Raw genomic sequence first — 19629 nt, 5'->3', positions numbered from 1 at the left:
ACGTCATCCGAACTGCATAGGGTTTTGCCCTAAACCGCAGGGAGCCCGTGATGACGCTATTAAAAGATAACCAATCCACCGACCTCGAAAACATGGTTGGCCTGACCCGACGCGGATTCATCAGCGCGGGCGCCCTGTGCGGCGCGGCGATGTTTCTCGGGGGCAACCTGCTCAGCCGCAGCGTGATGGCCGACAGTGTCAGCGCCGCCAACAGCACGCTGCTTGGCTTCGACAGCATCCCCTCTTCCACCGCCGACAGCATCAGTCTGCCGCCCGGCTATCGCTCCTCGGTCCTGATCAGTTGGGGCCAGCCGCTGCACGTCAACGGCCCGGCATTTGACCCCAGCGGCAAAGGCACTGCAAAGATGCAGGAGCTGCAATTCGGCGACAACAATGACGGCATGAGCTTGTTTACCTTCCCCGGCGACAAGCCGGAGACCGCCGGCCGCGCACTGATGGCGATCAACAACGAATACACCAATTACCGCTACCTCTTCGATCACGGCAAAGACCCGCAATCCGCCGAAGACGTGCACAAGGCCCAGGCCAGCGAAGGTGTGTCGGTGATTGAGGTCAAGCGCGAGGGGCAGCAGTGGACGTTCGTGCAAGGCTCCAAATACAACCGGCGCATTCACGCCAATACGCCGATTCACCTGAGCGGCCCGGCTGCCGGCCATGAATGGCTGAAGACGGCCGCGGACAAAGCCGGCAAGAGCGTCCTCGGGACCTTCCAGAACTGCGCCAACGGCAAGACGCCGTGGGGCACCTATCTGACCTGCGAAGAGAACTTCACCGACTGCTTCGGCAGCAGCGATCCGGCACAGACCTTCGACGCCGCGACCAAACGCTATGGTGTGACGGCCGCCAGCAAGGAAGTGAATTGGCACTTGCACGACCCGCGCTTTGACGTCGCGAAAAACCCCAACGAACCCAATCGCCATGGCTGGGTGGTGGAGATCGACCCGTTCGATCCGAAATCCACGCCGGTCAAACGCACCGCCCTGGGCCGCTTCAAACACGAAAACGCTGCGCTGACGGAGACAAAGGACGGCCGGGTCGTGGTGTACATGGGCGACGATGAGCGCGGCGAGTTCATCTACAAATTCATCAGCCGCGACAAGGTCGATCACAAGAACCCGAAGGCCAACCGCGACATCCTCGACCACGGCACGCTGTACGTGGCGCAGTTCGACGCTGGCGACAGCAACCTTGATCACCCGAAAGGCCAGGGCATGTGGATTGAACTGAGCTACGGCAAGAACGGCATCGACGCGGCCAGTGGTTTCGCCAATCAGGCTGAAGTGCTCATTCATGCGCGTCTGGCGGCGAGCCAGGTGAAAGCGACTCGCATGGACCGGCCCGAGTGGATCGTCGTCAGCCCCAAGGACGGCCAGGTCTATTGCACACTGACCAACAACATCAAGCGCGGCGATGAAGGCCAGCCGGTCGGCGGTCCGAATCCCCGGGCGAAAAACCAGTACGGGCAGATTCTGCGCTGGCAGGAAACCGGGTCAGATGCCGCCGCCATGGACTTCGCGTGGGACTTGTTTGTGGTCGCCGGCAACCCGGGTGTGCATGCCGGTACGCCCCAGGGTGGATCAAACAACATCAATCCGCAGAACATGTTCAACAGCCCGGATGGCCTGGGTTTCGACGTGGCCGGGCGGCTGTGGATTCTGACGGATGGCGACTCCACCAATGCCGGCGACTTCGCAGGCATGGGCAATAACCAGATGCTGTGCGCCGACCCTGCAAGCGGAGAGATCCGCCGGTTCATGGTCGGGCCGGTAGGTTGTGAAGTCACCGGCATCAGCTTCGCGCCCGACCAGAAAGCGCTGTTCGTCGGCATTCAGCACCCTGGTGAAAACGGCGGTTCAACCTTCCCCGAGCACTTGCCGAATGGCAAGCCGAGGTCATCGGTGATGGTGATCACGCGGGAGGATGGCGGCGTGATCGGCGCATAACGAGCGCGCTTCCCCATCCCGCAAAAGAGGCAATCGGCGGGATGGGGATTCCACTGAATCAACGGCAGCGGGTGTAACGCGCTGTGTCAGGTGTAACACGCCTGAGTTACCATGACTGGCCCGACGCGGCAGCCTGCTGCGCGCAGGAGTTAGCATGGCCCACCCGTTCGCAACACTTACACCTGACCTGGTGCTGGACGCCGTCGAGAGCATCGGCTTTGTCACCGACGCCCGTATTCTCGCGCTCAACAGCTATGAGAACCGCGTCTATCAGGTCGGCATCGATGAACAGCAGCCGCTGATTGCCAAGTTCTACCGGCCCGATCGCTGGACCAACGAAGCCATTCTCGAAGAGCACAGCTTCACCGCCGAACTCGCCGACGTCGAAATCCCGGTCGTCGCGCCCCTCGTGCACAACGGCGAGACTCTGTTCGAGCACGCCGGTTTTCGTTTCACCCTCTTCCCCCGTCGTGGCGGCCGCGCGCCAGAGCCCGGCAATCTCGAGCAGCTTTACCGTCTCGGCCAGTTGCTGGGGCGCATCCATGCCGTCGGCGCCACGCGCCCGTTCCAGCACCGCGAAGCCCTCGGCGTGCAGAACTTCGGCCACAACTCGCTGAACTACCTGCTGGACAACAACGTGATTCCGCGCAGCCTGCTGCCAGCCTATGAATCCGTTGCCAAAGACCTGCTCAAGCGCGTCGAAGACGTCTACGCCGCCACGCCCCATCAGAACATTCGCATGCACGGCGATTGCCACCCCGGCAACATGATGACCCGCGACGACATCTTCCACATCGTCGACCTCGACGACTGCCGCATGGGCCCGGCGGTGCAGGATGTCTGGATGATGCTCGCGGGTGATCGTCAGGACTGTCTGAGTCAGCTGTCGGAATTGATGGACGGCTACAACGAGTTTCACGATTTCGATCCCCGTGAACTGGCGCTCATCGAACCGCTGCGCGCACTGCGCCTGTTGCATTACAGCGCCTGGTTGGCCCGTCGTTGGGACGATCCGGCGTTCCCCCACAGCTTTTCCTGGTTCGGCACCGAACGCTATTGGGGCGACCAGGTACTGGCGCTGCGCGAGCAGTTGACCGCGCTGAACGAGGAACCGCTGAAGCTGTTCTGAAAACGCTGAATACCCTGCAGGTCACCACAACAAAAAACTTGCCGAAGGACCACCCATGCAAGCTGCCAACCCGCGTCGCGGGTACATTCTGGGCCTGAGCGCCTACATCATCTGGGGGCTGTTTCCGATTTACTTCAAGGTGCTGGCGAGCGTTCCTTCGCTGGAAATCATCGTCAATCGGGCGATCTGGTCGGCCATCTTCGGTTCGCTTCTGCTGCTGGTCTGGAAGCATCCCGGCTGGTGGCAAGAGCTGCGGGACAATCCCAAACGACTTGCCATTCTCGCCTGCAGCGGCACGCTGATCGCCGCTAACTGGCTGATTTACGTCTGGGCCGTGAACAACAACCACATGGTCGAAGCCAGCCTTGGCTACTTCATCAACCCACTGATCAACGTGATGCTCGGCATGGTGCTGCTGCGTGAAAGACTGCGCCCCTTGCAATGGGTCGCAGTGATGCTGGCGTTGATCGGTGTGCTTCAGCAGGTCTGGCAGGTGGGGAGCCTGCCGTGGGTGTCGCTCGCGCTGGCGTTCACCTTCGGCTTCTACGGCCTGATTCGCAAAAAAGCACCGGTGGCTGCATTGCCCGGGCTGGTGGTGGAGACCTGGATTCTGGTGCCGCTGGCCGTGGGCTGGTTGATTTTCAACCCGCTCGCCCACAGCGCACGGCCGGAATTCTGGACCACATCGCAGGCACTATGGCTGGCGGCGGCCGGACCGGTGACCCTCGTGCCGCTGGTGTGCTTCAACGCTGCAGCAAGGCATTTGCCCTACGCGACGCTGGGCTTTTTGCAGTACATCGCACCGACGCTCGTGCTGGCCCTGGCGGTTGTGCTGTACGACGAACACATGCCCTCGGCCACCTTGGTAACCTTCGCCTTCATCTGGTCCGGGTTGATCATCTACAGCATCGACGCCTGGCGCTCCCTGCGCAGACGCGCCCAAGCCTGATGGAATAGGGTAATTCGCTGTAGGCCTTCTAACGAGCAGAGCCTACAGCGGCGACATTGTTTACTCGTCCGTCGGCAAATGCAGTTCCACCATCAGGTCATCCGCCAGGGTTTCCAGCCGCTGTTGCAGCACATCCAGTGAAAGATCCATCGGCAATCCCAACTCGGCATGGGCGCGAAACAGCGTTTCGCTGCTCATGGGTGCTGGCTCCACGCTGGTCACCAGATGCTCCAGGTTGACGCCTTGCTCGGTCAGCACGCGAGTGACGTCGCGCACGATCCCGGATCGATCATTGCCCACCAGCTCCATGGTGATGGGCCGCCACTCCGGCAAGGATTCTGGAAGGACTTCGGCGAACAGGACGCGGATGCCTTTTGCCGATAGCCCTTCCAGCGCGCTGCGCAGGGGCGGATGCGCGTCGACCGGCGCGCTGACCCGCAGGATCCCGGCGAACTGCCCCGCCATGTGTGACATACGGCTTTCCAGCCAATTGCCACCGTGATCGGCAATGCATGCCGCGAGCTGCTCGACCACGCCTGGCTTGTCTGGCGCAGACACCGTGACGATAAGATGATCCACAAACGACTCCTTTTATGTGCAGCGACTGAGGCCTGTTTAATACCACGCCTCGTGGGTTGCGGGTGGTTGCAGGGAGTATAGGCACGTCTACCCGGCGTGCAGTGGCGTCAATGCTGCAGGATTTTTTGTGTACGATCCTAATAATTATCTGGAACAATCTGCACGTTCTTTGAGAACATCCAACACCGTTGCGTGACCGAATGCCTAAGTTTGGTCGCTCGGTGCACTTTCAGTCTGATTTTCATGCCGCAACTCATCATGTAGTATCGCTTCGCGTTCACTACATAGATGTCGAATCCAGGCCTGATCCGATGTTCCTGCAAGGCCAAAACCTGTTTCCGCGCTTCACCTCAGGTGCCCGCCGCCCCGCCCAGCCGCCCGTACCGGCATGTTCTGGAAGGGCTCGCAGTGACGTCGATGGCTTTAACAAGAAAGCGCTCATGATTGAAGCGCAGATAGCTGAGCAGAGTGAGGCAAGCAATGACTGAACACGTTCAAGTCGGTGGCCTGCGGGTCGCCAACGTCCTGCTGGATTTCGTGAACAACGAAGCCATTCCTGGAACCGGCCTCGACGCCGCTGCATTCTGGGCCGGTGCCGATGCGCTCATCCACGAGCTCGCGCCCAAGAACAAAGCCCTGCTCGCCAAACGAGATGAATTCCAGGCGCGTATCGACGCTTGGCATCAGTCCAATGTTGGCAACGCCCACGACGCAGCTGCCTACAAGGCGTTCCTGCTGGAAATAGGCTATCTGCTGCCGGAACCGTCGGAATTCCAGATCACCACACAACACGTCGATGAAGAAATCGCTCGCATGGCCGGCCCGCAATTGGTGGTGCCGGTGATGAACGCACGCTTTGCGCTCAATGCTTCGAATGCCCGCTGGGGCTCGCTGTATGACGCGCTGTACGGTACCGACGCCATCAGCGAAGCGGGCGGCGCGGAAAAGGGCCAGGGCTACAACCGGGTACGCGGCGACAAAGTCATTGCCTTCGCCCGCAGGTTTCTGGACGAAGCCGCCCCGCTGTCGGCGGGCTCCCATGTTGACTCGACCGGCTACAAACTGGTCGATGGCATGTTGATCGTCAGCCTCAAGGGCGGCAGCAATACCGGCCTGCGCGATGATGCTCAACTGATCGGCTTCCAGGGCGACGCGTCGACGCCGACTGCGCTGCTGTTCAAGCACAACGGCCTGCACTTTGAACTCCAGATCGACGCCGCGAGCCCGGTCGGCCAGACCGATCCGGCCGGCGTCAAAGACGTGCTGATGGAAGCGGCGCTGACCACCATCATGGATTGTGAAGACTCCATCGCCGCCGTCGACGCTGACGACAAGGTGGTCGTGTACCGCAACTGGCTCGGGCTGATGAAGGGTGATCTGTCCGAAGAAGTCTCCAAAGGCGGTACGAGTTTTACCCGTACGATGAACGCCGACCGCGTCTACACCTCACCCACCGGTGAGCCCGTCACGCTGCATGGCCGCTCGCTGTTGTTCGTGCGCAACGTCGGTCACCTGATGACCATCGATGCAATCCTCGACAATCAGGGCAACGAAGTGCCGGAGGGCATTCTTGACGGCCTGCTGACCAGCCTCGCGGCCATCCACAACCTCAAGGGCAATACCTCCCGTGCCAACAGCCGCACGGGCTCGGTGTACATCGTCAAACCGAAGATGCACGGCCCGGAAGAAGTGGCATTCACCAACGAGTTGTTCGGGCGCATTGAGGCTGTGCTGAACCTGCCGCGAAACACGCTGAAAGTCGGGATCATGGACGAAGAGCGTCGCACCACGATCAACCTCAAGGCGTGCATTCAGGCGGCAAGCGAGCGTGTGGTGTTCATCAACACGGGCTTCCTGGACCGCACGGGCGACGAGATTCACACATCCATGGAAGCGGGGCCTGTCGTGCGCAAGGCGCAGATGAAGGCTGAAAAGTGGATCGGCGCGTATGAAAATTCAAATGTCGATATCGGCTTGAAATGCGGTCTGCAAGGGCGCGCGCAAATCGGCAAAGGCATGTGGGCGATGCCTGACTTGATGGCCGCGATGCTCGAACAGAAAATCGCCCACCCACTGGCCGGCGCCAATACCGCTTGGGTTCCGTCGCCTACCGCCGCGGCGCTGCATGCACTTCATTACCACAAGGTCGATGTGTTCGCGCGTCAGGCTGAACTGGCCCAGCGCGCGCCGGCCTCGGTCGACGACATCCTGACCATTCCGCTGGCGCCGAACACCGACTGGACAGCCGAAGAGATTCAAAACGAGCTGGACAACAACTCACAGGGCATCCTCGGTTATGTGGTGCGCTGGATCGATCAGGGCGTAGGCTGCTCGAAGGTGCCGGACATCAACGACATCGGCCTGATGGAGGACCGTGCCACGCTGCGGATTTCCAGCCAGCACATCGCCAACTGGCTGCGCCATGGTGTCGTCAGCGAGCAGCAGGTGATGGAAAGTCTGAAGCGCATGGCGCCGGTGGTGGACCGTCAGAACGCAGGCGATGGGCTGTATCGCCCGCTGGCGCCGGACTTCGACAGCAACATCGCGTTTCAGGCAGCGGTCGAGCTGGTGATCGAAGGCACGCTGCAGCCCAATGGCTACACCGAGCCGGTCCTGCACCGTCGCCGTCGGGAGTTCAAGGCGAAACACGGCGCGTAATCAGCGCCCAAACAAAAAGGCGGTGTCCAGTTAAGTGGACACCGCCTTTTTTATTGCACAACTTTTTATGGCAAAACGCAGCTCGAAGGCGGCGTTATCAGGCCATTTCCAGTTCTCGCTTCACCAGGCGCAACAGCTGCTTGGTGTTGATCGGCTTGAGCAGAAAATCCACCACGCTCAGGTGCATGGCGTCGATGGCGTCGCGCACATTGGCGTCGCCGGACACGATAATGATCGGCAACTCCGCACGGTCCGATTCACGCACGCGACGGATCAGGTCCAGCCCGTCGCACGGCGCCATGCGCAGATCGGTGATCAACAGCGCAATGGACGGCCGGGTCTGCAGCAAATGCATGGCGCTGGTGCCGCCGGCGGCGGTGATGCAGCTGATGTCATTGAGACTGAGAATTTCGGCCAGAACTTCCCGAGCATCCTTGTCGTCATCGACGATCAACACCCGTTGTGGCGATTGGGATGCAGGCGCGAGCATTACCTCATTGAGGGCTTCGCGCTCTTCATCACTCAAAATACTGTGATCGAACATACCCGTCTCATCTTCCTGTCGACTTCAATTCTGACAGCGCAAACGATTGATACGCTGCACATCCTGTCGGCTTCATGCCGGGCCCTTAAAGCCTCGTGCTCACTGCATCGCTGCGGTATTACACCTTGGTTCGATGCGATTCAACGCCTTTGCAGTCACCTAAGACTTACGTCCAATGGGCACTGCCCGATAAGCGGTCGACCATGGGGTCAATAAAAACAAGCGGTATCGGTCATGAGCAAAGCGGACGCTTTTACCCAGGCAGGCAAAACAGCCGTTCTGCAGAACATCCACGGCACGATGCAGTTTCTGCAAAAATTCCCGCCGTTCAACCAGATGGAAAACGCCCATCTGGCCTACCTTGTCGAGCAGTGTCACCTGCGTTTCTACGCTACAGACGAGAGCATCATCAAGCCTAGCGATGGGCCAGTAGAACATTTTTACATCGTCAAACAAGGCCGCGTGGTGGGCGAGCGTCCTCACTCGGCAAAAGGCGGCACCGAGACCACGTTCGAAATCACCACGGGCGAGTGCTTTCCCCTTGCCGCGCTGCTCGGCGAACGCGCCACGCGGACCGAACATCTGGCGGCCGAAGACACCTTCTGCCTGCAGCTGAACAAGCAAGCCTTCATCAAGTTGTTCGCGCTCTCCAATGAATTCCGCGACTTCGCTCTGCGCGGTGTCAGCAGCCTGCTCGATCAGGTGAATCAGCAAGTAAAGCAGAAGGCGGTGGAAACACTCGGCACCCAATATTCGCTGAACACGCGGCTGGGTGAACTGGCGATGCGTCATCCGGTGACGTGCTCCCCCGATACGCCGCTGCGCGAGGCCGTGCGGCAGATGGACGAGCAACAGGTCGGCAGCATTGTGATCGTGGATGAGGCCAAGGCACCGCTGGGCATCTTCACGCTGCGCGATCTGCGTCAGGTCGTTGCGGACGTCAACGCCGACTTCGGCCAACCCATTGAGCGCAGCATGATTCAGGCGCCGTTTTATCTGAGCCCGGACGCCAGCGCGTTTGACGCAGCCATTGCCATGACTCAGCGGCATATCGCCCACGTGTGCCTGGTCAAGGATCAGCGCCTGTGTGGCGTGGTGTCCGAGCGCGACCTGTTCTCGCTGCAGCGCGTGGATCTGGTGCATCTTGCGCGCACCATCCGCAGCGCGCCGCGCATCGACTCGCTTGCCAACCTGCGCGGCGACATCGTCCAGCTGGTGGACCGAATGCTCGCCCACGGCGCCTCGTCCACGCAGATCACCCAGATCATCACGCTGCTCAACGACCACATGGTCTGCCGCGTCATCGAGCTCACGCTTGAAGAAAAAGGCGATCCCGGCATCGCGTTCAGCTGGCTGTGTTTCGGCAGCGAGGGCCGGCGCGAGCAGACGCTGTACACCGATCAGGACAACGGCATTCTGTTCGAGGCCGGGGATGCCGCCGAGGCCGCCGAAATACGCGGCCGGCTGCTGCCCATCGCCGAGCGGATCAATCAAAGCCTGGCGGTGTGCGGATTTGCCCTGTGCAAGGGCGGGATCATGGCGAGCAATCCGCAGCTGTGCCTGTCGCGTATCGAATGGGCGCGGCGATTCGGCTCTTTCATTCGCGAAGCCACGCCGGAGAACCTGCTGTCGTCTTCCATCTATTTCGATCTGCGCGTGGTCTGGGGCGATGAAAGCGGCGGCGATCAATTGCGTCAGAGCATTCTTGCCCAGGTGGCAGACAACGCGTTGTTCCAGCGCATGATGGCCGACAACGCCCTGCGTCAACGCCCGCCGGTGGGCCGTTTCAAGGATTTCGTGGTCGCCCGCAAAGGCAGCGAAAAAGACACGCTGGATCTGAAAACCCAAGGCCTGACGCCATTTGTCGACGGCGCGCGGTTGCTGGCGCTGGCCAACGGCGTCGAGGCCAGCAATACGCTGGAAAGGCTGCGCCAACTGGTCGCCAAAGAGGTTATCGACCCGCTGGACGGTGCGGCGTATGAAGAGGCCTACCACTTCATCCAGCAAACCCGCATGCAGCAACATCAGCAGCAAAACCGGCAAAATCTGCCGTACTCCAACCGCATCGACCCGGATGTGCTCAATCATCTGGACCGACGCATTCTGCGTGAGTCGTTCCGCCAGGCGCAGCGGCTGCAGACCAGCCTCACCGTGCGCTACCAACTGTAAGCGACTGATCATGAATTTGTTCCGCTGGCTCAAGCCACACAGACGCGCCGTCGCCCCTGAACTCACGCCTGAACAGCTACGACGCCTGCGCGCCCTGCCCGGCCCGACCGCATTGGATCGGAAGACATTGCGCCAGCAACGCTGGGTCGTGGTCGATCTTGAAACCAGCGGGCTGAATCTGCAGCGGGACGAAGTTCTGTCGATCGGCGCGGTTGTCATCGAAGACGGCGCGATCGATCTGGGGCAGCAGTTCGAGCGCACGCTGATGCGCACCGATCACAAACTCAGCCCCAGCGTGTTGCTTCACGGCCTAGGGCCCACGGCAATTGCCGCAGGCAGCGAGCCAGTCGAAGCACTGCTGGATTTCATGGCGTTCGTGGGTGACAGCCCGCTGCTGGCGTTTCACGCGGCGTTCGACGAACACATGCTGGGGCGTGCATTAAAAGAAAGCCTGAGCTATCGCCTGCTGCACCCCTTCATCGATGTCGCTCACATCGCGCCCTTCATTTGCCCGAACGCGAATTTGCGTCAGGCAGGCCTGGACGACTGGACGCGATTCTTCGGGCTTCACGCCGAAGATCGTCATCACGCCAGCGCCGATGCCCTGGTGACCGCCGAGCTCGCGATGATCCTGTTCAGCCACGCCAGGCGACAAGGGATAGAAACCCCCGCACAGCTTGAGCAAGGTGTGGCGAAATGGCGACGGCAGCAGCAGTCGCACTCGTTTTAGCATCCATCCTCTGCGCCAGCCTCCGCATCCCGTCTCGCCTTACAAACCGAATGGTCGATTCGTACATCAACCGTTCGGCTTGTTCCTACAAGGACCAATTGCCAGTATTGGGCGGCTCTGACACAATCGCGAACAATTCTCGTTAGCCACTTTGTTCTCCTCGGTGCGTTCGTGTCGTCACTTCAAAGTCCCCAGCAGCAGCTCGTCGGAACGCTCTATCGCGACCACCGCGGCTGGCTGCTGGGTTGGCTCCGACGCAACGTGGCCTGCCCCCATCGCGCCGAAGACCTGAGCCAGGACACGTTCATTCGCCTGCTGGGCCGCGAGCAATTGCTAGAACCCCGCGAGCCCCGGGCCTTTCTGGTCTCGATCGCGAAAGGCTTGTTGTTCGACCACTTCCGCCGGGCCGCGCTGGAACAGGCGTATCTGGACGAGCTGATGCTGATCCCCGAGGGCGAACAACCTTCGCTGGAAGAGCAGCAACTGATTCTTGATGACCTCAAAGCCATTGATCGCCTGCTGGGCAAGCTCTCCAGCAAAGCGCGCGCCGCCTTTTGTACAACCGCCTGGACGGGATGCCCCACGCGGAGATCGCCACAAAGCTCGGCGTTTCCGTACCCCGCGTGCGTCAGTATCTGGCGCAGGGTTTGCGCCAGTGCTACATCGCGCTGTATGGCGAGCCAACATGAGCCGTATTTCCACCCGACCTGTTTCATCCCCCGTGCTGGACGCCGCCATTGCCTGGCAGCTGTGCCTGGATTGCGGTCGAGGCAGTGAGGTCGAGCGCGAAGAGTTCGCCAAGTGGTACGCCGCCAGCGACGAGCATGCCCGCGCCTGGATGCAGCTGGGCATGGTCGATCAACGTTTCGCCGGCACCACCGGCCCGGCACGTTCGGCGCTTCTGCGGTCCCGTGATGGCATCGGTGTGCGGTTGCGCAAGCTGGGCCGCGGGGTTGCAGGCTTCGCGCTGGCGCTGGGCTTGACGGTGTTTTTGGGGGATCGCCTGCTGCCGGTGGATTACTGGCTGGCGGATCTGCGCACCGCCACCGGTGAGCAACGCACCATTCGCCTGTCGGATAACACCCTTATCCGGCTCAACACCCACACCGCGCTGGACGTGCGGTTCGATGACACACAGCGACGGATCGTGCTTCAGGAAGGCGAAATCTTCGTGGAGACCGGGAGCCACAGCGACGCGCGTCCGTTCATCGTCGAAACCCCGGAAGGGCAGATGCGCGCCCTGGGCACGCAGTTTCTCGTCAAACGGCAGGCTGATGGCACGCTGTTGAGCGTGCTGCAATCAGCCGTCGCCGCTCATCCGCAGGCTTCCACCCACGAACTGGTGCTGCACGAAGGCCAGCAGATGTTGATTCATCGCAACAGCCTCGGTCCCATGCTGGCCCTCGCACCCGGTACCGGCGCCTGGATGCGCGGCATGCTGGTGGTCGATAACGCCCGTTTGGGGGACGTGGTCGCGGAGCTTGCCCGTTATCGCCAGGGCCATCTCGGCGTAGAGAAAGACGTTGCGGACCTTCGCATCACCGGCAGCTTTCCACTGACCAACACGGATCTGGCGCTCAAGGCATTGACGCCCACGCTACCCGTGCAGATCGAAGCGCGTACGCCGTGGTGGGTGACGGTGGTCCGCAGCGAGAAAAAGCCGACGACTGAGCTGTAAATACTGCCCTCTAAATAAAGGCCCGCGAGCGTGTGCGACTTATTTTCTCCCGGCCCTATCACTTTTCAGATCTCGTTCGGCACATAGGCATTGAGAACCATTTCCTTCGAGGTGCCGTTCATGTCCCGCACGCTTCAAACCCTTCTGCGACCGAGTCTCCTGGCTATCGCCGTCGCCATTGCCGCACCGATGCTCAGTGCGCCGCTGATGGCCGCCTCACAGGCGTCCAGCGTGCGCGCCTACAATCTGCCGGCCGCGCCGTTGTCGACGACGCTGACGCAGATTGCCAGTCAGGCGGGCCTGGCGCTGTCGCTGGATCCGGCACTGGCAGCGGGCCGCACGTCGGCGCCGGTTCAGGGTCAATTCGACGCATCAGGCGCGATGGGGCAGGCGCTGCGTGGCACCGGCTTGCAATTGAACCTGACCACGGCGGGCACCTTCACCCTCGTGGCTGCGCCCGAAGGTGCGATGGCATTGCCGGCCACCAGCATTCAAGGCAGTCAGGAAAGTTTCGAAAGCGCGTGGGGCCCGGCGCAGGGCTATGCCGCGAGTCGCACCGCAGCAGGCACCAAGACAGACACCGCGCTGGTTGAAGCACCGCGCTCGATCTCGGTCGCGACCCGGCAGCAGATGCAGGATCGCGCAGTACAGAACATCGACGACGCCGTTCGCTACATGCCGGGCGTGGTCGCCAGCAGTTACGGCAGCGACAGCCGGGCCGAATGGCTGAAGGTCCGCGGTTTCGAACCCACCCAACTCCTCGACGGCTTGCCGCTGCCCAAAGGCGCCTACGTGATGCCGAAGATGGAAACCTGGGACCTGGAGCGCATCGCCCTCCTGCGTGGGCCGGCGTCTTCGGTTTACGGTCAGACCCCGCCGGGCGGCATGCTCGACATGGTCAGTCGTCGCCCCGAAGCCGAAGCCAGCCACGAAGTGCAGGTTCAGGTCGGCACTTACAATCGCAAGCAGATCAGCTTCGACAGCACCGGCAAGATCGACGACGCCGACAATTTCGAGTACCGCGTCAGCGGCGTCGTGCGTGACAGCGGCACCTCGGTGGATCACATCGATGACAAGCGTTACAACATCGCGCCGAGCCTGACCTGGAACATCGACCCGGACACCAAGCTGACTTTCCTCAGCCAGTTCAATCGTGACGATACCGGTATCACCAGCCAGTTTTTGCCGATCCAGGGCACCAAATACCCGTCGGCCGTGGGCCGCGTGAAGTACCACGAAAACCTCGGCGATCCGGACTGGGAGTTCTACGACAAAACCTATTACGCGCTGGGCTATGCCTTCGAGCATCGCCTGAACGACGTCTGGCAGTTCAAGCAGAACGTTCGCTACACCAAGAGCGACCTGTCCTTTCAGGGGATAACGGCCGGTGGCTTCTTCGGTTCGGTCAGCGGGGATGGCACCGTCCAACGCGGCGCCAACGTCGTGAACGAAGACATCTCCCAGTTCGCGCTGGACAACAACCTGCAAGCCGACTTCGACACGGGCGCTCTCAAACACACTGTGCTGCTGGGGCTCGACTATCAGCGTCTGAATCACAACTACAAATGGCAGTACGGCGCCGCACCGACCAGCAACATCGCCAACCCGATTTACGGGCAGGACTTCAGCAGCGTCGCCTACAGCGCATTTCAGGATTACAACCAGAAAACCCAGGACGTCGGCGTCTACATTCAAGACCAACTGGCCCTGGATAACTGGCGTCTGACCCTGGGCGGCCGCCAGGATCTGCTCAAGACCGAATCGAAGTTCTACAACACCGATCAATCCGATGACCGCACCGACAGCGCGTTCACCGGCAACGCCGCCCTCAGCTACGTCTTCGATTCCGGCTTCACGCCGTACATTTCATACGCCGAGTCATTCCAGGCCGAGCAAGGCGGCGCCAATGGCGTAGCGTTTCAGCCAGGGACGGGCAAGCAGTACGAAGTGGGCCTCAAATACCAGCCGCCGGGCAGCAACATCATCTTCACTGCGGCCGCGTACGACCTGACCCGTCGCGACATCGTGCTCAGCGATACCCTTGGCGTGCAGCGTCCTCTGGGCGAAGCAAAAGTGCGTGGCTTCGAGCTGGAAGCGGTGGGAGATGTCACTGAGAACCTGAAAGTGACGGCGTCCTACACCTACGCCAACAGCAAGATGACCAAAGTCACCGACCCGCTGGACAAGAATCGTCCGCTGCCACTCACGCCTGAAAATCAGGCGGCGATCTGGGGTGATTACACCTGGCACAACGGTGTGCTCGACGGGTTTGGCCTGGGCTTTGGCGCGCGATACATAGGCGAGACCGACAACATTGCAATAGGAAGTTACGGTTTTGTCGCCGACTCCAACTACGGCCACAGCAATGCCTACACCGTCTACGACGCCGCCGTGCATTACGACCTCGGCCGCATGAACCCGTCGTTCAAGGGCGTGAGCATGTCGGTCAACGCCAACAACGTCTTCGACAAGGAATACATTTCCACCTGCGACGGCTTCTACTGCTATTACGGCGACCGCCGTACAGTGCTCGCGAGCGTAGACTACAAATGGTAATCGTTTAAACTCTCATTACCTGAAACAAGGGCCGCTCCCATACAGCGGCCTTTGTTGCTTTCGCCTACTCCGGATTTCCACATGAAAAGCCAAACCATCCGCCGCTGGTCTTTCATCCACACGTGGACCAGCCTGATCTGCACGGCATTCCTGCTGATGCTGGCAATCACCGGCTTACCCCTGATCTTCAGTCACGAGATCGCTCACCTGACGGGCGATGCGCCGGAATTCAAGGAAATGCCCGCCGGCACTCCGCATCTCGACCTCGAACAACTCGTCCGCTCAGCCGAAGCCCACCGCCCCGGCGACGTGATGCAGTACTTCGGCTGGGACGACGATGACCCCAACGGCGTCTACGCCATCATGGGCAAAACTGCCGGCGGCGACCCGAACGAATCCCACAGTTTCATGATCGACGCGCGCACCGGCGAAGCGATGGAAACACCAAATGCCAATGGCGGTTTCATGATGATCATGCTGCGCCTGCATGTGGACATGTACGCGGGGCTGCCGGGCAAACTGTTGCTGGCGTTCATGGGCCTGCTGTTTGTCATGGCGATCGTTTCCGGCGTCGTGCTGTACGCCCCCTTCATGCGCCGTCTGGATTTCGCCACGGTACGGCCGAATAAATCCACGCGGGTGCGCTGGCTTGATCTACACAACCTGATCGGCGTCGTCACCCTGACCTGGGCCATTGTCGTCGGCCTGACCGGCGTGCTTAATGCCTGCGCCGACCTGGTGATCGCGCAATGGCGTACCGACGCGCTGATGACCATGATCGCGCCATACAAAGACGCCCCGCCTCTGGCCGAGCGCGGACCAGCCACCCGGCTGATCGAGATATCGAAGGCCACCGTCCCCGGCGCCGAGCCGAGCTTCATAGCCTTTCCCGGATCGCGCTTTTCCAGCGAGCATCATTACGCGGTGTTCATGAAAGGCGACACGCACCTGACCTCCCACCTGCTGACCCCTGTCCTGATCGACGCTCAGGATCTGCACGTGACCGCTACGCTGGGACGCCCGTGGTACATGGACGCACTTCTGTTGTCGCAACCGCTGCACTTCGGTGACTACGGCGGCATGCCGATGAAAATCCTCTGGGCCGCGCTCGATGTGCTGACGATCCTCGTCCTCGGCAGTGGCTTGTACCTGTGGTGGGTCCGCCGCCGCGCCGCTGTCGCCGTCGCGAAGGCAGTGGCCGTAGAGGCGGAAGTCGCATGACCCGACACAAAAAACACTCTGCATTCTGGAAGACATTCGCCAAACCGGGCTGGATTGCACTGCTGACAGCGATTGGTCTGTTTGCGGCGCTGCTGGGCGACGGCGCGTGGGACGTGCTGTCGTGGATCGGCATGGCGATCCCGGCCTGGCTTAGTTGCAAGGGGCTGATGGCGCGCAAGCGGGTTTAATCACAGCTATTCCTCTACTGCACAACATCGGCGGGATCTCCCCCGCCGATGTTTGATGTCGTCATATGACACATGAATAGCCGTACTCTGGTTGTTCATGCGCCGAGTCAAGTCCACCCCACCCAAACGCCCCAATTTAGCTCAGGCCCGGTCGCTGACGAACCCGAGCCGTGACATGCCCGTTACATTCGGAAATATAATCAGCGCTCAGCAGTATTTCAATTGACAACAAAACGTGCCTTTGACTAAATCGAGTCATACGACGACGTATAACGATCGCCGCTAAATAAAAACAATACCCTGAGTGGACTCGATGAAAATCAAAGGCATCCGTTGGTGGATGGTCGCGCTGATAACCGGCGGCCTGATCGTCAACTATCTCGCACGCAACACCCTCTCCGTCGCCGCTCCCACCATGATGAGCGAGCTGAACATTTCCACCGAACAGTACTCGCACGTCGTCATCGCGTGGCAGATGGGCTATGCCTTCATGCAGCCAGTGGCCGGCTACGTGATCGATGCCATCGGGACCAAAATCGGCTTCGCGGTTTTTGCCATCGCCTGGTCGGTGGCGTGCGCATCGGCGGCCATGGCCACCGGTTGGCAGAGTCTGGCGTTCCTGCGCAGCTTGCTGGGCATCACTGAAGCGGCGGGGTTTCCTGCAGCGATCAAGGCGACCACTGAGTGGTTTCCGGCCAAAGAACGCTCGGTCGCCATCGGCTGGTTCAACATCGGTTCGTCGATCGGTGCGTTGCTGGCCCCTCCCTCGTGGTCTGGGCGATTCTGCATAGCGGCTGGCAGATCGCGTTCATCATCGTCGGCGGGCTGGGCCTGCTGTGGAGTGCTGGCTGGCTGTTCTTCTACAAGCATCCGCGCAATCAGCGTCTGCTGGGCGATGAGGAGCGCGATTACATTCTTGCGGGTCAGGAGTCCCACCTGAAGGACGCGCCCACTAAGCACGCCAGCTGGAAGAAGATCGTCGGCACCCGCAATTTCTACGCAATCGCCTCGGCCCGCATGCTGTCGGAGCCGGCATGGCAGACCTTCAACGCCTGGATTCCGCTGTACCTGATGACCGAGCGCCACATGAACATCAAGGAAATCGCGATGTTTGCCTGGCTGCCGTTTCTCGCCGCCGACATCGGCTGCGTGTTGGGCGGTTACTTGAGTCCGTTTTTCTACAAGCACTTCAACGTGTCGCTGCTGACGTCGCGCAAGATGGTGATGGTATTGGGCTCGCTGTGCATGATCGGACCTGGCTGCATCGGTCTGGTGGACAGCCCCTATGTCGCCATCGCGCTGCTGTGCGCGGGCGGTTTTGCGCACCAGACGCTGTCGGGCGCCTTGTACGCCATCACGTCGGACTCCTTCGGCAAGAACGAAGTGGGCACGGCAACTGGTCTGGGTGGCATGTTCGGGTTTCTCGGCGCGGCACTGTTCACGCTGGTGCTCGGGATCATGGTGACCAAAGTAGGCTACAGCCCACTGTTCGTGGCGCTGGCCGCTTTCGATCTCATCGCCGCCACGATCATCTGGTTTGTTGCCAAGCCGCTGTTGACCGGCACACCTTCGGCGCAGTCCGGCAGCGCATCGACTGATTCGGTAGAGGGGTCCCGACGGTCTGACATTTATGTACGGGCCTTCGCAAATCGGCCCGGCATTGACTCAGGATATTGCGCAGCGTCCCGGCCCTCACTAGTCTGCAGGCTCAGCCCGATCAGAGGAATGCCCATGTCTGCGCCCAGCATGACGCTGTATTACAACGCCGCTTCGCCATTCGCGCGCAAAGTGCTGATCTTGCTTCATGAAACCGGACAGGCAAGCCGGGTGAGTCTCAAGGCGGTTGCGCTCACCCCCGTCAGCCCCGACGCGGAAGTCTGTCGCGACAATCCGTGCGGGAAAATTCCGGCGCTGTGCCTGGCCGACGGTAACGTGATCCATGACAGCCGGGTGATTCTCGACTGCCTGGACCAACAACATGTCGGCAACCCCCTTATCCCCAAGGAAGGCTCGGCGCGCTGGCGGCGATTGACGCTCGCGTCGTTGGCGGATGCCCTGTTGGACGCTGCATTGCTCATCCGCTACGAGACCTTCCTGCGGCCAGAGGAGAAACATTGGTCGGAATGGCTCGACGCCCAACAAGAAAAGATCGCACGCACCCTGGCCTATTTCGAGGCCGAAGCCGTCACTGAATTGAGTACGCATTTCGACGTCGCATCGATCAGCGTGGCCTGTGCGGTGGGCTATCTGGATTTCCGCCAGCCGAATCTGGGCTGGCGCAGCAGCTACCCGCGATTGGCAAACTGGTATGGCGAAGTCAGTCAGCGGCCGTCGATGCTGAAGACTCAGCCGCCTGCGTGAGCCATGTGGCGCGCCACCCCGGTCACGCCCATAAGCCCAGCCGCGCGGCCGAAATCTCGAGTCCGCCTTGATCCTGAGGGAGCGAGCTTCCTCGCGAAAGGGGCGACAGCCGCTGCTTTCTTTGGCGCCTGAATCGCCGTTTCGTGAGCAAGCTCACGCCCATAGGGGGTGTGTTTGCTGCAAGACAGCGCGTCGCCTGGACGACGAGAGACCTCCCATCAGCACTCAGGCTTGTCCGCCGTATAACGACGCGCCGGGTTAACCGCCGCGCCGAATTCGCGCAGGGCCTTGGCGCCGATTAGCAACGGGTAGTTGAAGTGGCTGCGGTCGACGAGGTTGACCTCCACGGTGCGTTTCACGTTGCCCAGGCACAGCTCAAGATCGACAACCGGGCGCTTGGTGGGATCCGCCGGCTCTTCGTCATCGTCGCCTTCGGAACGGCCCTTGATCCGGCTGATGCGCGAAACCTTGTGCTCATACACTTTGCTGTCGGCATCTTTGGTCGCCAGACGGAAACGCACCCAGTCATCGCCATCGCGCTTGAACAGTTCGATGTCCTTGGCCGACAGCGATGCGGTCAACGCGCCGGTGTCCATCTTGGCTTTGAACGTCTCGCCGATCTCCGAGACCTGGATGTATTCGTAACGGCCGTACAACGTCGGCTCGGCAGCCATGACAGGCAACGCCAGCAAAGACAGAAGCGCCAGAAGGGATTTCACGGATTTGATTCCTCGTGATGAATGGGCGGAGCGTGTGCCCGGTTTAGACCGTCACTTTGCCGATGGTTCGCGCCGGGACTGGAGCACCGGGCAGTCGCGGTGCAGGCAATGCCGAGCGTACTGAAAGCGGCGTGAAACATTCGTCGGTATCGCCAGGGATTTTGCGCCAACCGCCCGGCCTGCT

General features: G+C 60.9%; 14 protein-coding genes and 2 pseudogenes. 13 read left to right on the top strand and 3 right to left on the bottom strand.

All coding sequences use genetic code 11. The annotated features are described in order from the left end of the window. The first annotated feature begins 50 nt into the window (after window positions 1-50). The 3 genes from JN403_RS06455 to rarD all read left to right on the top strand — a co-directional run bounded on the left by JN403_RS06455 (window position 51) and on the right by rarD (window position 4042). Window positions 51-1964: a PhoX family phosphatase gene (locus JN403_RS06455; RefSeq protein ID WP_205486295.1), complete on the top strand. Its 1914-nt coding sequence runs from the start codon at window positions 51-53 to the stop codon at window positions 1962-1964. Between the two features lie 154 nt (window positions 1965-2118). Beyond that, entirely contained in the window at window positions 2119-3093 is a 975-nt protein-coding gene (locus JN403_RS06450) for a serine/threonine protein kinase (protein ID WP_205486293.1), read from the top strand. Between the two features lie 55 nt (window positions 3094-3148). Then, complete coding sequence (gene rarD / locus JN403_RS06445; protein WP_205486282.1) at window positions 3149-4042, top strand: EamA family transporter RarD; 894 nt, start codon at window positions 3149-3151, stop codon at window positions 4040-4042. 60 nt (window positions 4043-4102) lie between these two features. Here the strand turns inward: rarD and JN403_RS06440 are convergent, their stop codons facing one another. Next, window positions 4103-4621: an ACT domain-containing protein gene (locus tag JN403_RS06440; RefSeq protein ID WP_172609940.1), complete on the bottom strand. Its 519-nt coding sequence runs from the start codon at window positions 4619-4621 to the stop codon at window positions 4103-4105. A 480-nt stretch (window positions 4622-5101) separates the two neighbouring features. Between JN403_RS06440 and JN403_RS06435 the strand changes: the two genes are divergently transcribed. Beyond that, entirely contained in the window at window positions 5102-7279 is a 2178-nt protein-coding gene (locus JN403_RS06435) for a malate synthase G (protein WP_205486280.1), read from the top strand. A gap of 97 nt (window positions 7280-7376) precedes the next feature. On the opposite strand, the gene JN403_RS06430 is transcribed toward JN403_RS06435, so the two are convergent. Next, window positions 7377-7823 (bottom strand): response regulator, encoded by a 447-nt coding sequence (locus tag JN403_RS06430; RefSeq protein WP_163022123.1) that lies wholly within the window; start codon window positions 7821-7823, stop codon window positions 7377-7379. A gap of 234 nt (window positions 7824-8057) precedes the next feature. Between JN403_RS06430 and JN403_RS06425 the strand changes: the two genes are divergently transcribed. The 9 genes and pseudogenes from JN403_RS06425 to JN403_RS06385 all read left to right on the top strand — a co-directional run bounded on the left by JN403_RS06425 (window position 8058) and on the right by JN403_RS06385 (window position 18726). After that, window positions 8058-9992 carry a putative nucleotidyltransferase substrate binding domain-containing protein gene (locus tag JN403_RS06425; protein WP_172609942.1) on the top strand — a complete coding sequence of 645 codons (1935 nt, stop codon included), beginning with the start codon at window positions 8058-8060 and terminating at the stop codon, window positions 9990-9992. A gap of 10 nt (window positions 9993-10002) precedes the next feature. Continuing rightward, complete coding sequence (locus JN403_RS06420) at window positions 10003-10722, top strand: 3'-5' exonuclease (RefSeq protein WP_205486278.1); 720 nt, start codon at window positions 10003-10005, stop codon at window positions 10720-10722. Between the two features lie 171 nt (window positions 10723-10893). Continuing rightward, window positions 10894-11411: pseudogene (locus JN403_RS06415) on the top strand (RNA polymerase sigma factor). Continuing rightward, window positions 11408-12400, top strand: coding sequence for a FecR family protein (locus JN403_RS06410; RefSeq protein ID WP_205486276.1), 993 nt, complete (start codon window positions 11408-11410; stop codon window positions 12398-12400). The pseudogene JN403_RS06415 and the gene JN403_RS06410 overlap by 4 nt, the downstream one beginning before the upstream one ends. A 120-nt stretch (window positions 12401-12520) precedes the next feature. Then, entirely contained in the window at window positions 12521-14956 is a 2436-nt protein-coding gene (locus tag JN403_RS06405) for a TonB-dependent siderophore receptor (protein ID WP_205486274.1), read from the top strand. Between the two features lie 81 nt (window positions 14957-15037). Next, window positions 15038-16177 carry a PepSY-associated TM helix domain-containing protein gene (locus JN403_RS06400; RefSeq protein ID WP_122624485.1) on the top strand — a complete coding sequence of 380 codons (1140 nt, stop codon included), beginning with the start codon at window positions 15038-15040 and terminating at the stop codon, window positions 16175-16177. Next, on the top strand, window positions 16174-16365 hold the full coding sequence (locus tag JN403_RS06395; RefSeq protein ID WP_122536496.1) for a hypothetical protein: 192 nt from the start codon (window positions 16174-16176) through the stop codon (window positions 16363-16365). Before JN403_RS06400 ends, JN403_RS06395 begins: the two co-directional genes overlap by 4 nt. A 313-nt stretch (window positions 16366-16678) precedes the next feature. Next, a pseudogene (locus tag JN403_RS25865) lies at window positions 16679-17919 on the top strand (MFS transporter); the annotation flags it as partial. A gap of 177 nt (window positions 17920-18096) precedes the next feature. Then, window positions 18097-18726, top strand: coding sequence for a glutathione S-transferase family protein (locus JN403_RS06385; RefSeq protein WP_205487242.1), 630 nt, complete (start codon window positions 18097-18099; stop codon window positions 18724-18726). A 218-nt stretch (window positions 18727-18944) separates the two neighbouring features. Here JN403_RS06385 and JN403_RS06380 read toward each other — a convergent pair whose 3' ends face one another. Next, window positions 18945-19445, bottom strand: coding sequence for an ATP-dependent zinc protease (locus JN403_RS06380; protein WP_205486271.1), 501 nt, complete (start codon window positions 19443-19445; stop codon window positions 18945-18947). Window positions 19446-19629 lie beyond the last annotated feature (184 nt).

This window comes from Pseudomonas sp. 15A4 (assembly GCF_016925575.1).
GTDB lineage: Bacteria > Pseudomonadota > Gammaproteobacteria > Pseudomonadales > Pseudomonadaceae > Aquipseudomonas.
This window is presented reverse-complemented; position numbering and strand designations above follow the sequence as displayed.

Bases quoted from the DNA above. Each gene is read 5' to 3' on its own strand.
- JN403_RS06455 (WP_205486295.1), top strand. From the start codon at position 51: ATGACGCTATTAAAAGATAACCAATCCACCGACCTCGAAAACATGGTT.
- JN403_RS06450 (WP_205486293.1), top strand. From the start codon at position 2,119: ATGGCCCACCCGTTCGCAACACTTACACCTGACCTGGTGCTGGACGCC.
- rarD (WP_205486282.1), top strand. From the start codon at position 3,149: ATGCAAGCTGCCAACCCGCGTCGCGGGTACATTCTGGGCCTGAGCGCC.
- JN403_RS06435 (WP_205486280.1), top strand. From the start codon at position 5,102: ATGACTGAACACGTTCAAGTCGGTGGCCTGCGGGTCGCCAACGTCCTG.
- JN403_RS06430 (WP_163022123.1), bottom strand. From the start codon at position 7,823: ATGTTCGATCACAGTATTTTGAGTGATGAAGAGCGCGAAGCCCTCAAT.
- JN403_RS06425 (WP_172609942.1), top strand. From the start codon at position 8,058: ATGAGCAAAGCGGACGCTTTTACCCAGGCAGGCAAAACAGCCGTTCTG.
- JN403_RS06420 (WP_205486278.1), top strand. From the start codon at position 10,003: ATGAATTTGTTCCGCTGGCTCAAGCCACACAGACGCGCCGTCGCCCCT.
- JN403_RS06410 (WP_205486276.1), top strand. From the start codon at position 11,408: ATGAGCCGTATTTCCACCCGACCTGTTTCATCCCCCGTGCTGGACGCC.
- JN403_RS06405 (WP_205486274.1), top strand. From the start codon at position 12,521: ATGTCCCGCACGCTTCAAACCCTTCTGCGACCGAGTCTCCTGGCTATC.
- JN403_RS06400 (WP_122624485.1), top strand. From the start codon at position 15,038: ATGAAAAGCCAAACCATCCGCCGCTGGTCTTTCATCCACACGTGGACC.
- JN403_RS06395 (WP_122536496.1), top strand. From the start codon at position 16,174: ATGACCCGACACAAAAAACACTCTGCATTCTGGAAGACATTCGCCAAA.
- JN403_RS06385 (WP_205487242.1), top strand. From the start codon at position 18,097: ATGTCTGCGCCCAGCATGACGCTGTATTACAACGCCGCTTCGCCATTC.